The following is a 14828-nucleotide window of genomic DNA, read 5'->3' as shown; positions in this document are numbered from 1 at the left end:
CGATCGCGGTCCAGGCGCAGCGACACCGGCCAAACGATTGATTCAGCAGAGCGAAGTTCAATAGCTTCGATATGCGTCGTTTGTCACGGCGAGCGAAAAGATAGGGAAGGTTGGCTCACGATGGAAGGCAAGCAAAAAGTCGCTCTCACGTTCGCGCTTTATCAGAACGAAGCGCTCGTGCGGCGAGAGACGGTAGCGCAGGACATCGTCAAGGTTGGTAAGGATCCGAAGAGCCATCTTCGAGTCGACGACGAGCTTGCATCGCGCATGCATGCCGTCATCGAAGTGGCGTCGCCCGATGACATCACGCTGATCGATCTCGGCAACGAACCCGGGACGCTCGTCAACGGAGCGCGGGTCAACAAGGTCAAGATCAAGGTTGACGATCAGCTTCAGATCGGCGGAACGAAGCTGATTCTCGAGAAGGCCGAGCCCGTGGCGATGGCGGCCGGTGCAGCGAAACCGGCTGGAGCCAATCCGTTTGCCGCACCGGCCGGAGGCAATCCGTTCGGCGCTCCCGCGGCCAATCCGTTTGCGGCGCCCGCAGCGGCCCCGTTTGCCGCGGCAAACCCCTTCGCAGCTCCCGATCCGTTTGGCGGGAACAACCCGTTCGCTCAGCCGAAGGCCGCGCACGACGAGGTTCCTCCGGACGCACCCGAAGGTTCGTACACGTACCAACTCGTCAAGAGTGGCCCGGACGTACCGAACGAAGAGGTCGAGACGTCGACGGCGTCGGTGGAAGTGATGATCCTTTGGGATCAAACCATCTTGCACGTTGAGCACTTGACGCCGCCTCGCTCGTATTACGTCGGCGAAGAAGAGAGCAAGACGTTCAAGTGCGATTATTTCGTGCCCCAAGAAAAAATTGGCACGACGCGCGCTCCAGTGGTGCTTGCCAATGGTGGTTCGGTGTCCGTCGTTCTTTTGCCGCGCGCGAAAGGCACGATCGAGCTTGCAGGTCAACCGAAGATGACGGTGCAGCAAGCGATCGACAGTGGAAAGACGCAGCCGTGTGCGGAGCTTTCCGGCGCGTTCCAGGTTCCGCTTCCCCCGGGATCCAAGGCGAAGATCGATGTTGACGGACTGATCTTCCAGGTCTCGACGGTGAATGCCGGGCGTGCGGTTGCAGGGCACTTCTCCTTCGATGCACAGGGGCTCATGTACCACGGTTTGTCGGCGGCCGTTCACCTCGGCCTGCTCGCTGCCATGGCGTTCTTCATGCCGCCGCTTGGAGCTACCGGTGAAGACGGTATCTCCGACGATCAGAAGTTCATGATCCAGCAGTACCTCAATGCGGCGGCCGAAAAAGAGCAGGAAGAGAAGCCGCCGGAGGAGACTGCGGAAAACAACGCGGACAACAAGGAAGGCGGCACGGGCACGCGCGCGAAGGGTGAAGAGGGTTCGATGGGGAATCCCAACACCAAAGCGAGCGGCAACAGGTTCGGCGTCCAAGGTCCCAAGGACAATGCAGACCCGCACATTGCTCGTCAGGCTGCTCTTCGTGACGCTGCGGAATTCGGCATGATCGGTCTGCTCAATGCAGGCGCCGGTGGTGATCCGAATGCGCCGACCGCTCCCTGGGGTCGCGATGATTCGCTCGGCAACGACCCACTCAGCGCACGCGGCAACATGTGGGGTGACAACATCGGCGATTCGTTCGGTGCCGGTGGTCTAGGTTTGTCCGGTATCGGTGAAGGCGGCGGTGGACGTGGCGAAGGTATCGGTCTCGGATCGATCGGCACCATCGGTCACGGTGCAGGCACCGGAACGGGTCAAGGTTTCGGCTCTGGCCACGGTCGTTTGTCCGGTTCACACCGCACCAAGCCACCGCAGGTCCGCATGGGTGCAACGAGCGTCAGCGGCCGTTTGCCTCCGGAGGTCATCCAACGCATCGTGCGTCAGAACTTCGGTCGCTTCCGTCTCTGCTACGAAAACGGCTTGCGCAACAACCCGAACTTGCAGGGCCGCGTGTCGGTTCGTTTCGTCATCGGGCGCGACGGCGCGGTTTCGAACGTAGGCAACGGTGGATCGGACATGCCGGACGGCGGCGTCGTGTCGTGCGTCGTGCGTGCCTTCTACGGTTTGTCGTTCCCGCAGCCTGAAGGCGGTATCGTGACGGTCGTGTACCCGATCATGTTCAGCCCAGGTGGCTGATTCTTCTCACGCCAGTTGACGGCTAGCGCCCCGCGGGTTTTTCCAACTCGCGGGGCGCAGCTTTTTTGTTTCCCGACCTGCGCGTTTAGCATGCGGCCCGCGCCCCCTTGGTTCGGCATGACGGACGGATCCACTCGACGCTGGACTTTCCCCGTGCGCTCCGCCTATTCTCGCCCCGCCTCGATACGTCTTTTCGGCGGAAGGCGGTAGCGATTTCGTCTGCGAGATCGGGGCTTTGTCTCGTGATTTAGGCAGCAGGGCGTGGTCGCAGGGGCATTCCCCTACGCAGAGCGCGAGGGGACGGTAGAGCCGTCCTCGAGAAAGGTGAGCGAAGCAATGAAGCTTGGCGCAATGTTGATGGCGTCGTGTCTCGTGGTTTCGAGCTTGATGGGTCTCGGTTGCAGTCGCAACCGGCAGGAGGCCGTCATTCTCGCGAACGCCGGAGACAAGGATCTCGCACTCAATCCCGAAGGTGCGGCCAACAAGTACGAGCAAGCGACCAAGCTTGACCCGACAAACCATCGCATCTTCTACAAGCTCGCGATGGCCCACAAGAAGAAGGAAGACTGGGACAAAGTCGCGTCGACATTGACTCGCGCCGCGCAGCTCGCACCGAAGTTTGCGAACTACTGGTTCGAGCGTGGATATGCGCTCGAGATGCAGGCGAAGAAGAAGACGATCTCTTATGAGGAGGCGAAGGAGCCTTATCAGAAGTGCATCGAGAACGACCCGAACTTCGCCGACTGTTATCACCAGCTAGCGAACGTGTTTTTGTGGACAGACGATGAACAAAATGCGCTCGCGAACTACACGAAGGCGATCGAGCATCAGCCGACGGAGCTTCGGTACTATCCGCCGCTTGCGGATCTCTACTTGAATCTCGGGTACGTGAACGAGGCCGAGCAGGTGCTCAAGGAAGCGAAGGCGTTCGCGAAGCCTGGCGACAAGTCGCTCTTCTGGGTGCACGTACTTCAGTCGGAAGTGTACAACGAGCGTAAATCCGTGGCTGAGCGCGTCGCGGAACTCGAAGCGGCGAAAGCAGTTGCGGGGACGGAGGGCGCGGAAGCGATACAGATCATGTTCATGCTCGGAAGTACCTACGCGGTGCTCGAACCGCCGCGCACGCAGGAAGCGGTGCAGATGCTGAAGGGCTTCAGCACGCGCGCATGCAAGGGCGCGAAAGCTGCGGTGTACAAGACGGAATGCGAGCAATCGCAATCCCTCATTACGAAGCTTGGCGGCAGTTAGAGTTGGCAGTGGGTCGGCGACGTCGATTGCAGAGCCTTTCGTAGATCGGGCCAGGGGCCGAGGAATCCATGGATCTTGCGCAGCGTCTGAATCATCTCGAAGCGGTACGTGATTGGCAGGGGCTCGCGGACGAGCTCGAAAAGCAGCTTGCGAGCGAGACCGATCCTGTCGCGAAGGCGAATTGCCATCTGCGGCTGGGACGCCTTCTCGACGAAAAATTCCTGCAAGGTGTCAAGGCACTCAAGCATCTCCAGGACGCGTTCAAGCTGAACTCGGGGCTTACGGAAGCTCTTCGAGCAGCACGGCTCGTCTATTGGGAGCTTGGCAAGACAAACATGGTGCAGCGCCTTCTCGAGCTCGAGCTCAAGGCGATCGGTGATGGTCCCGATGCTGCGCCCCTCTTGGTCGAGCTCGCGGACGTCTATGGCGATCTCGGCGAGCACGACAAGGCCGTCGAGACCTACGCACGAGCACTCGGCGCTTCGGGTGGAGCGAGCGAAGAAGCGCGTGCTGGTTTGACCGATGCGCAGGCTGACCAGGACGGCTGGGAAGCTCATGTCGCATCGCTCTTGCAGCAGGCGAACGATGCGTCGAGCAGCGGCGTCGACCGAGCGCGATGCTTCTTGCGTGCGGCGAGGCTCGCGCGACGGTTTGCCCCAACCGAATTCGAATCGCTCCTGGCTCGGGCGTACGAGACAAACCCGATCGACAGGCAAGCTGCCGCGCTCTACGAGAGCATTCTTGCCGAAGAGGATCGTTTGCAGGGCCTCGTGGAGTTGCAGCGTCGCGTGCTCGACGGTTTGTCAGGGGCAGACCGAGCGGCGGCAGCGTTGCGATATGGCGCGCGCTGGGCAACGCGGCATCAGAACGCAGAGATCGGGTCGAAGCTGCTCGAAGAAGTACTCGAGTACGATCCGCGTGCAGAAGGAGCGTTCTCTTTTCTTCGCGATCTTTGGGGCGCGAAGGAAGGCGACTGGGATCGGGTTGCCAAGCTCGCCGACAAACTACTGGCCAAAGGCGCCAGTGACTCGGCATTCATGCTTGCGCAGGCTGGAACGATTGCATGGCAGCATCTTGGGAACATCGCACTGGCGCGAGGTTCGTTCGAGAAGCTGACGAATGTCGCACCGGATCATCCGGTGCTGAAATTGTTTGAATCGCAAACGGGCGAACGTCTCGGCGCTGGCAGTGCATCTGCCTCCGGTGCTGCGGCGACCGAGTCCACGGCTGGTGTTGCGGCGACGAAGGCGGAGGTTGCAGTGTCCACGGCGGTCGACGAAGGCGGCGAGGAGTCCACGGTGGTCGTCGAAGAAGAGGCGGACCAGGTGGACTGGGCAAAGATCGAAGAGCTCAAGGCGAAGGCGGCAAAGCAAGAGGCCGCCAAGCGATACAACGAGTACGTCAAGACGCTCATCGAGCTCGCTGAGGCGATGCCCGATGCGTCCGACAAGATCGACTACTACTCGAAGGCTGCTGAGCTCTACACGGGCAAGTTCTCGAACGCGGCCGAGGCCGTGAAGTGTTTCGAGGCGATCCTGGCCATCGATGGAGCGAATGCGCCTGCGATCAAGTACCTGCAGGAGAGCTACGAAAAGCGTCGCGACTGGGAAAAACTCATCGGCTTGAACAAGCGCCAAGCGAGCCTCATGCCGCCCGGCTCTGCTCGCGCCGATCGCTTCCTCGAAATCGCCAAGCTTGCAACCGAACGCGTCAAGAAGCCCGAGGTGTGCATCGAGCTTTGGGACGAAGTTCTTCGTGACGATCCCGAGAACGTCGAAGCGCTCAACGCCCTGTCCGGCCTGTACGAGCGTGCGAAAGACTGGGACAAACTCGCTGCCATCCTCCAGACGCAGGTCGAGGTCACGGCCGATTTCAAAGCCAAGGAAACACTGCTCGGCAAACTCGGCGCGCTTTATGGCGAACGCATCAACAACGACGATGCGGCCATCGAAGCTTGGCAGCAGCTCCTCACGCTGAACCCCAGCGAGCGCAAAGCGCAGGAAGCGCTGAAGAAGCTGTACTTGAAGGTCGCACGCTGGGATGACCTCGAACCGTTCTATGCCGAGGGCGGCAAGTGGGACGAGTTCATTCGCGTGCTCGAAGGCCAGAAGGCCAAAGAGTCCGACGACAAGAACAAGATCAGCTTGCTCATGAAGACCGCGCGCCTCTGGCTCGAACAGAAGCAAAAGGCCGACCGCGCGATGAAGGCATACGAAGAGGTCTGGACGATCGATGCTTCGTACTTGCCTGCAGCCGAAGCGTTGATTCCGCTCTACACCCAATCGAACAACGCCAAGGGCCTTGCGACCGCCATCGAAGTGAAGCTTTCGCACGATCAAGACCCTCTGACGCGTCTCGATCTGTATCGCGAGGTTGCAGCTCTCTACGAGACGAAGCTCAAGGAGCCGCAAAAGGCGTTCGAACGCTTCTTGTCGGCATTCGAGATCGCACCAGGCGATACGCAGTGCATCGACGACGTCGAACGCGTCGCGCGTGCCACGGGGAGCTGGGAAGCTCTCATCGCTTCGTATCGCAAGATGATCGAAGAGGCAGATGCCGAGAGCGATCGGGATCTCGGGATCGCCCTTCGACTGCGCCTTGGAAGCGTGCTCGTCGACGAAGTGAATCGCATCGACGATGCGCTTGCTCAGTTCCGCGCCGTCTACGACACCGACAGCGAGAACGCCGAAGCCATCTCCGCTCTCGAACGTCTCTATCGCAGCACGTCGCGCTTCAACGAACTACTCGAGATCCAGAAGCGCAAGCTCGAGCTCGCGGACGATACCGAAGCAAAGAAGACGATTCGGTACGCAATCGCCGAGCTGTTCGTCAACGAGCTCAGCGATCGCGGAAGCGCGATTGCGACCTACAACGAGGTGCTCGAAGACGATCCGGCCGATGCTCCTGCGCTCGAAGCACTCGACACGCTCTACCGTTTGCAAGAGCAATGGGAGCAGTACGTCGATGTGCTGAAGCGTCGCATCGAGTTGAACCTCGGCGACGCGGTCACCGTCGACCTCAAGTATCGCCTCGGCTCGACGCTCGAGAAGCACTTGCAGGACCCGCACGGCGCGCTCGAGAACTATCGGGAGATCCTTGCGCTCGATCCGACGCACGAGGGTGCGCGTTTGTCGCTCGAAGCGCTTCTCGAGAACGAGGAGCTGCGAGCGGAAGCTGCCGAGATCTTGCAAGAGATCTACGAATCACGTGGTGACTGGGAAAAACTCATTCAATCGCTCGAAATTCTCGCGGCGGCCGAGGGTGACGTAAGCGCGCGCGTGAACCTGCTCCGCAAGGTTGCGCGAGTTGCAGCGGAAAACCTTTCGAGTCTCGAACGAGCGTTCGAAGCGCAGAGTCGCGCACTGCGTGACGATCCGTCGAATGCGGATACGCGTGGCGAGCTCGAGCAGTTCGCGGCACAGGCGAACTCGTGGGACAAACTTTTCGCGGTCTTCAGCGAGATCGCGGGTGGTTTGAGCGACGAGCGTTTGGCGCGCGAGTACTGGATGCGTTTGGCTGGCATTTCCGAGAAGCTCGGCAAGGTCGAGGACGCGGCGAATGGTTACAAGCGCGTGCTCGAGATCGACCCGGCGGACGCCGAGGCGCTCTCCGGAATGGATGCGCTCTACACGCGCACCGAGCGCTGGCAGGACCTCATCGAGGTGTATCGACGGCGCATTGCGATCGCGCCCGAGTTCACTGATCGCGAGGTGCTCTTCGATCAGATGGCGATCGTGTACGAGGAAAAACTCTCGCGACCCGAAGACGCCATCGCCGCTTATCAGGAAGTGTTGCGTGAGGATCCGACGAGCCACGTTGCGCTGACGAAGCTCGACGGCCTCTTTTCGCGGCAGTCGATGTGGCAAGACCTCGCCGATAATCTCGAACAACAGCTTCGTTACGCGACGGAGGACGAGGAGCAGATTCGTCTGATGCTGCGTCTCGCGTCGCTACGCGAAACGAAGATGGACTTGCTCGACACGGCCATCGAGGGATACCGGCAGGTGCTCGAGCGTGAACCGTCGAATGCGGAAGCTCTTTCCGCCCTCGAACGTCTCGGGAAGCTGAGCGAATACGAGGAGAAGATCGCCGAGATCTTGGAGCCGCTTTATCGAGCATCAGGCGACTTCATGAAGCTCATCGGCGTGCATGAAGTGCAGGTTCGTCGCACGGACGATCTGTCACGCAAGGTGGAGCTGCTCCATCAGATCGCGACGCTTTACGAAGATGCGGGTGGTGATCTGAACGCGGCGTTCGATACGCATGCGCGGGCGCTCGCGCATGATCCAGCGCTCGATACGACGCAACAGGCGCTCGATCGATTGGCGCGAGCGACAGGCCGGCTTGCGGATCAAGCGAAGGTGCTCGAAGACCTCGCGGCTGCGCAGCAGGAGCCCGAGCTTGGAAGCCAGCTCTTCATGATGAGCGCACGGGTTTACGAGGAGCTCGGCGACGTCGAGAGCGCCATCAAGCACTACCGAACGGTGCTTCGCATCGACACGCACAACCTCGCAGCAGCGGAGGCGCTCGAGAATCTGTTCCGTGCGGCGGAGCGGTATCCGGAGCTTTCGGAGGTTTTGCAGCAGAAGGCTGAGATCCTCGACGAGTTTGGCGAGAAAAAGAGCGCGCTCTTCCAGGCTGCATCGATCGAGGAAGACGTGCTGCAGAAGCACGATGCGGCGATCGCGGTGTACGGCAAGATCCTCGATCTCGATCCTGAGGATCTCAGCGCCATCGATCAGCTCATCAACCTCTACCTCGGTTTGTCCCGGTGGCAGGATCTGCTCGCTGTCTACACGAAGAAGATCGAGCTCGTCCCCGACACGGAAGAGAAGAAGAGCATCTATTACCAAATGGGTGCGGTCTACGAGAGCGAGCAGAAGGACGTGCCGGCGGCGATCGACACGTACCAACGTGTACTCGAGCTCGATCCGGACGACTTGCAGGCGCTTGGCCGTCTCGATGTGCTGTTCCAGCAGTCGGAGAACTGGCCCGAGTTGCTTGGCATTCTCGAGCACCTGTCTCGCATCACGGGCGATCCGGCCGAGCAGATTTCCTACAACTACCGAATCGCAGAGCTGTACGAGAAGCATCTGAACGACGTTCAGCGAGCTATCGAGCTGTATCGCGATCTGTTGGCGGTGATGCCCGATCACGAGCCGACACTGATTGCGCTCGAAGGCATCAAGAGTGGCGATCGCGATCCACTCGGCGCCGCGCTCGTGCTCGAGCCCATCTACGACACGGCGCAATCCTGGGACAAACTCATCAGTGTCCTCGAAGTGCAGGTCACGAAGGCTGACGATCAGTACGCCAGGGTCGACCTGCTCCATCGCATTGCGCGGCTGCACGAGGAGATGCTCGGCAACCACCAGGCTGCGTTCGACACGTACGCACGTGCAGTCACGTTCGACATTACGAACCAGGACTCGCTTGCGAACATCGAGCGTTTGGCGGGGTACGTGTCGCGATGGAAGGACGTCGCGGCGCTGTATGACGCAGAGCTCAACAAGCTTGGCGAGCAGCCCGATTTGTTCGTCGAGCTCGGTTTGCGCCTTGCGGGCATCTTCGAGACGCAGCTCGAGGACGTGGACAACGCGGTCGCGCGATATCGTCGCGTGCTCGAAGTCGACGCGGAGAACATCCAAGCGATTTCGTCGCTCGACCGCCTCTTCATGATGACCGAGAGGTGGACGGATCTCGTTCCCGTGCTCGCGCGTGAAGCGGAGATTGCGAGCGGCGAAGAGAGTTTGGAGTTCAAGTACCGGCTGGGGCAGATCTATGAGCTTCAGTTGGACGATCTAGGCGCTGCCATCGCGGCCTATCGCGAGGTGTTGACCAACGCGCCCGATCATCGAACGACGCTCGAAGCGCTCGAAGGCTTGTTTGGCCGAGGTATTCGGCAGCTAGAGATCGGCGAGACGCTCGAACCGCTCTACGAGACGTCGAATGAGTGGGAGAAGCTCCTCGGCGTGCTCGAAGCGAAGCTCACGCATCTGAAGGAGCCGGAAGAGCGTCGCGCGATGTACTACCGCATGGCCGAGACCTACGAGGAACGACTCGTGGCGCTCGACGGCGCGCTCGGTATCTACGTGCGAGCGCTGAAGGAGTATCCGACCGACGAGAAGACGCTGGAGGAAATCGAGCGTCTTGGAAGGGTGACCGACGGCGGTTGGGAGGCGGTCGCGAACGCTTACGCGGACGTGCTCGGCTTGCATGCGGACAAGGACGTGCAGACGTCCACGGGCCTGCGTTTGGCGCGCGTTTTCGAGGAAGAACTTGGTGACATCACCAAGGCCGAGGAGACGTATCGCTATGTGCTCGGTGTCGAGCCTCTCGAGCCAAAGGCGCTCGTCGAGCTCGACCGGATCTACTCGTCGCTCGAGAGCTGGGCAGAGCTTGCGCAGATCCTCGAACAGCGGGTGAAGGTACCGCTCGAGCCGTACGAGCTCATCGAGTTGTGGGGCCGTCTCGGTCAGGTTTACGAGGAGCAGCTTGGACAGGTCGACGATGCAATTCGCGCCTTCCGCCGGCTTTTCGACGAGCTTGAGCCGCAGAACGAGGCTGCAGTCTATGCGCTCGAACGCCTCTATGGCGTGAAGGGTTCGTGGAACGACCTCATGAACGTCTACAACCGCGAGCTCGAGATCACGACGAACGAGCGTGACGTGCGCGCGAAGATGGCGCGCTTGCTCGCCGCTCCCGAGCATTTGAACAACATCACGGCCGCGATCGACATGTGGAAGCAGGTCCTCGATCTCGGCGTGGACACCGAAGCACTGTTTGCCTTGGCAAACTTGTACGAACGTGAATCACGTTGGGGCGAGTTGTGCGAAGTGCTCGAACAGCAATTCGACGCGGAAGAAACGGATGAGGGTCGCGTGGCTGTGCTCTTGCGGCGCGCGAAGCTCTACAACGATCAGCTCAATCGCGACGATCTGGCGCTCGACGATTACAACCGCGCACTCGACATCGAATACGCGAATGCCGAAGCGCTCTACGCAATCGCAGAGATCTGGCGCAAGCGAACCACGCACGAGGGGCAACCGAACGAGCTCGTGACGGTTCTGCATCAGACGGTCGATCGGTGCAGTGGGTTCCTTCCGCCCGAGAACATGATCGCGCTCTATCGCGAGCTCGGTTTGACCTACCAGAACGTCTTGCAGCAGCCGTACGACGCAATCGACGCGTGGCGGAAGCTGCTTGCGGTCGATCCGCGTGACTTCGAGGCCATGGCGGCGCTCGAAAACCTCCTCCGTGCCGAAGAGCGATGGGTGGAGGTGATCGACGTCAAGATGGGTCGCGCAGCGGCGTACGAGGATCCGCAGGAAAAGGTCCGGGAATACCTCGAGGTCGCGGACATCTGGGAGCACCAGGTCTACGACAAGGACAAGGGCACGGTCGCGTACGAGAAGGTTCTCGAGATCGAGCCGACGCACGATCGGGCGTACTTGGCGCTCGAAGAGCTACACGCCGTTGCGCACCGAGCCGAGCCGCTCATCGAGCTTTACTTGGCGCGCCTCGACACGCGTGAAGACACGAACGAGAAGACCGAAATCCTGCGCAAAGTCGCGAAAGTCTTCGAAGAGGAGCTCGACGACAAACCGCAGGCCTTCGACGCTCTCATGACGGCCTTCGAGCTCGATTACGACAACATGGACACCGTTCGTTATCTCGAACGGATGGCGCAAGCGACGAACCGTTGGCCCGAGCTCGTGCAGAACGCCAACCGTTGGCTACAGGCCGAGACGCAGCCGCTGCCAACGATCACGCTCTGTCTGCACTTGGCGAAGTGGTACGCCGAGGATCTCGGGCATCCCGAGTATTCGCAGCCGTACTACATGAAAGTGCGCACGATCGATCCGAACAACGTTTCGGTGCTGCGGCAAATGGCGAACTTCCACAAGAAGGGTGGCCAGTGGCAACAGCAAGGACAGTTGCTGCAGCAGGCGCGCGACATCGCCGTCAAGGACACCGATCGCAAGGAAGTCCTCACGGAGCTCGGCGAGGTTCTCGAGAAGAACGTCGATGTCGATCAGGGCGTGTCGTTCTACAAGCAAGCCCTCGATGTCGATGCGTACCACCTCCCAGCGCTCGATGCGCTCGACCGCATCTACACCGATCGCAATCTGCTCAACGAGCTCGTCGACATCCTGACCCGTAAGGGCAAGTCGCAGACGGATCCGGCGCAGATTGCGCTCACGAAGCTGCGTTGCGCAGGCATCTACGAGAAAGACCTGAACCTCATCGAAAAGGCGGGGCAGATCTATCGCGAGGTGCTCGAAGTCGACGCGTCGAACCTGCAGGCCATGCGTGGTCTCGAACGCGTCTACAACCAGACGCATCAGTGGCCCGATCTCGTCGGCGTCCTCGAGATGCAACTCGACGTCGTCACGACCGAGCGCGAGCGCATCGAGGTGTTGCTCAAGATTGCCAAGAATCAGGAAGAGCAATTCCTCAAGCCTGACCTTGCGGCCGTGCGCCTTGAACAAGTGGTCGACATCGATCCTCACCACGAGTTCGCGCTGGAATCACTCGAGCGCTGCTATCGCCGCCTCCGCCAGTGGCACGATCTCATCAACACCTACGATCGGCACATCAATGCGACGATCGATCGGCAGAAGAAGATCGAGCTGTGGGCGCACACGGCGAAGGTGTACGCCGAAGAGCTTCAGGACTTCGACAAGGCGATCGATTCCTGGCTCAACATCACCGACCTCGACGACAAGCACATCACGGCGCTCGAGGCTCTCGCGAAGCTTTACGAGAAGCAGGACGATTCTCACCGCGCCATCGAATACATGACGCGCGTCGCGGATCTGACCGCCGACGGCAAGCAGCGCGTCGAGATGTATTACCGCATCGGTAAGCAGCTCGAGGACAAACTCGGCGATCGTGTGCTTGCCCAAGATCGCTTCCAGATGGCGCTCGATCTGGATCCGACCCACGTCCCGTCGCTTGCGGCGTTGCGTGTCATCGCCATCGACTCCGCCGATTGGGTCGCGGCCGAACGCTACTTGGATCAGGAGCAGCAGAACACCGAGCTGCCTCGTCCGCGCGCCAAACTCCTCGTCGAGCTCGGCAAGTTGCGCGACGACATGCTCGGCGAGCACGAGCTTGCGGTGCAGGCGTACGAGCTCGCGCTTCAGAGCGATGCGGACAACGAGGACGCGGCCATGCCGCTTCTCGACGAGTACGTGAATACGGAGAAGTGGGCCAAGGCCGAACCGCTCGCGGAAATGCTCGTCAAGAAGAGCGGCAAGCGAGAGAAGCCCGAGCAGCATCGGCTGCAAAACATCTTCGGCAAAGTGCTCGTCGCATTGGGCAAGTTCGAGCCGGCACTCAAGGCGTACCAAGCTGCATATCAGCTCGATCTAACGAGCCAAGAGACCATTCGCGGCCTCGCGGACGTGTGCTTCAAGCTGAGTGACTGGGCGGGTGCCCTGACAAACTACCAGAAGGTGCTCACGAGTCTTGGTGAGGAGGAGACCGAGGAACGGGCGAACGTTTATTACAAGCTCGGGCTCATCAAGCAGGCGCAGGGGCAAGCCAAGCAGGCGATCAACAACTTCGAGAAAGCTCTCGGAGTCGAGCCTGCGCATCGTCCCACGCTCGACGCGATGGTCGGCGTTTACGACAACCTGAAGGACTGGAAGCAAGTGGCGCACTACAAGCGCCAGATCCTCGACAACATCATCGATGGTGCCGAGCGCTTCAAGGTTCTCCAGGAGATCGCGGACACGTGGGAGAAGGATCAGAACTCGCCGAAGGCCGTCGAAGCTCTCGAAGAGGCGCTCGATCTGGAGCCGCAGAACCACAAGCTGCTCCACACGCTGCTCGCGCTTTATCAGAAGCTCAGCCACTGGGAGAAGATGGTCGAGTGCTTGCAGCGTATTGCGGACCTCGAGCCGCAACCCAAGCGCAAGTCGCGCTACTTCTTCACGATGGCGCAGATCTACCGCGACAAACTCGAGGACATGAATCGAGCGGTCGATCTCTTCAACGACGCACTCGATCTCGATCCGGGCTTCCTCGATGCGTTCGAGCGCATCAACAAGATCCTCACCGCGCAGAAGGAGTGGAAGCAGCTCGAGCGCGCGTATCGAAAGATGATCCACCGCGTCGCGGGCAAGGGGAACGTCGACCTCGAGTTCACCCTCTGGCACGCTCTCGGCCTCATCTATCGCGATCGGCTCGAGGATCACGAAAAGGCGGTCGAGACATTCAGGATCTCGTCACGCCTGAAGCCTGACGATACGCAGGAGCATTTGATCCTCGCGCAGCTCTTCACCAGCCTCGCTCAGAACGATGAAGCGATTGGTGAGTACCAAGCGCTCGTGAAGATCGATCCGACGAGCGCGGACACGTACCACAAGCTCTACCAGTTGTACGTCGAGCAGAAGGCGTACGACCCGGCGTGGTGCACGGCTGCGGCACTGGCACTTCTGCGTAAGTCGGAAGAAGACGAGCAAAAGTTCTTCGAGGACTATCGGCCCCAGGGGATGCTCCAGGTCAAGAGCCGGCTCGACAACGAGGCGTGGCTCCGAAACCTCTTCCACGAGGAGGAGAACCTCTACATCGGCAAGATCTTCGAGATGATCGCTTCTGCGGCGCTCAAGGCGAAGATCATGACGCTCGAGGCAAAGAAGGAGCGCCCGGTTCTCGATCCGCGGTTCCGTCAGGATCCGGCGACGTCGACCGTCACGTTTGCTCGTACGTTCGGGTGGGCATCACAGGTGCTCGGCATCTCGTGCCCCGCTCTCTACGTCCGCAGCGATGTGCCCGGAGCTCTCGTGGCCGTGCCTGCCGAACCTCCGTCATCCGTTGCTGGTCAAACGGTACTCACCGGGTTCTCGCCGCAAGAGCTCACGTTCATCATCGGCAAGCACCTCGCGATGTACCGCGGCGAGCACTACATCAAGACGCTCTTCCCGACGGTTACGGAGTTGACGGTGCTGCTCTTTGCCGCGATGAAGCTCGTCCAACCGGACACGCCTTCGCCGCCGGACATCGAGAAGCAGGTGCTGGCGACGGCGCAAACGATCAAACAGTTCATGCAGCCCGTGCAGCTCGAGGGTCTGCGCATGGTCGTGAAGAAGTTCGTCGCCGACGGCGCCAAGGCCAACTTGAAGCGCTGGTCGCAATGCGTCGACATCACGGCCACGCGTGCCGGCTTCCTCCTCTGCGGCGATCTCGAGATTGCCAAGAAGATCATCGCGTCCGAGCCGCAGCAGCCCGGTGATCTTCCGCCTCAGGAGAAGCTCAAGGAACTGCTCCTGTTCTCCGTCTCGGAGCAGTACTTCACGCTGCGCCAGTCGCTCGGGATCGCCATCGGTTCCGAATAATACGGGCGCGTAACAAGTGAAGACGCCGGGTGGTTTCTATGCCGCCCGGCGTTTTTCTTTTGAAAGCAGGTCTAGATTTGA

General features: G+C 60.4%; 3 protein-coding genes. All 3 read left to right on the top strand.

Features of this window, described 5'->3' with window-relative positions; genetic code table 11:
• Positions 1 to 120 precede the first annotated feature (120 nt).
• The 3 genes from IPM54_37965 to IPM54_37955 all read left to right on the top strand — a co-directional run bounded on the left by IPM54_37965 (position 121) and on the right by IPM54_37955 (position 14747).
• Positions 121 to 2154 carry an FHA domain-containing protein gene (locus IPM54_37965; GenBank protein ID MBK9265563.1) on the top strand — a complete coding sequence of 678 codons (2034 nt, stop codon included), beginning with the start codon at positions 121 to 123 and terminating at the stop codon, positions 2152 to 2154.
• Positions 2155 to 2511: 357 nt separating this feature from the next.
• Positions 2512 to 3402, top strand: a complete 891-nt coding sequence (locus IPM54_37960; GenBank protein ID MBK9265562.1) for a tetratricopeptide repeat protein — start codon at positions 2512 to 2514, stop codon at positions 3400 to 3402.
• A gap of 68 nt (positions 3403 to 3470) precedes the next feature.
• A complete protein-coding gene (locus IPM54_37955) occupies positions 3471 to 14747 on the top strand; it encodes a tetratricopeptide repeat protein (GenBank protein MBK9265561.1) in 11277 nt (3758 codons plus the stop codon).
• Positions 14748 to 14828 lie beyond the last annotated feature (81 nt).

It is taken from the genome of Polyangiaceae bacterium (genome assembly GCA_016715885.1).
Taxonomy (GTDB): domain Bacteria; phylum Myxococcota_A; class Polyangia; order Polyangiales; family Polyangiaceae; genus Polyangium.
The sequence above is the reverse complement of the archived record's forward strand: the minus strand, read 5'-3'. Positions and strand labels throughout refer to the sequence as shown.

Coding starts and splice junctions, on each gene's coding strand:
- IPM54_37960 (MBK9265562.1), top strand. CDS start 2,512: ATGGCGTCGTGTCTCGTGGTTTCGAGCTTGATGGGTCTCGGTTGCAGT.
- IPM54_37955 (MBK9265561.1), top strand. CDS start 3,471: ATGGATCTTGCGCAGCGTCTGAATCATCTCGAAGCGGTACGTGATTGG.
- IPM54_37965 (MBK9265563.1), top strand. CDS start 121: ATGGAAGGCAAGCAAAAAGTCGCTCTCACGTTCGCGCTTTATCAGAAC.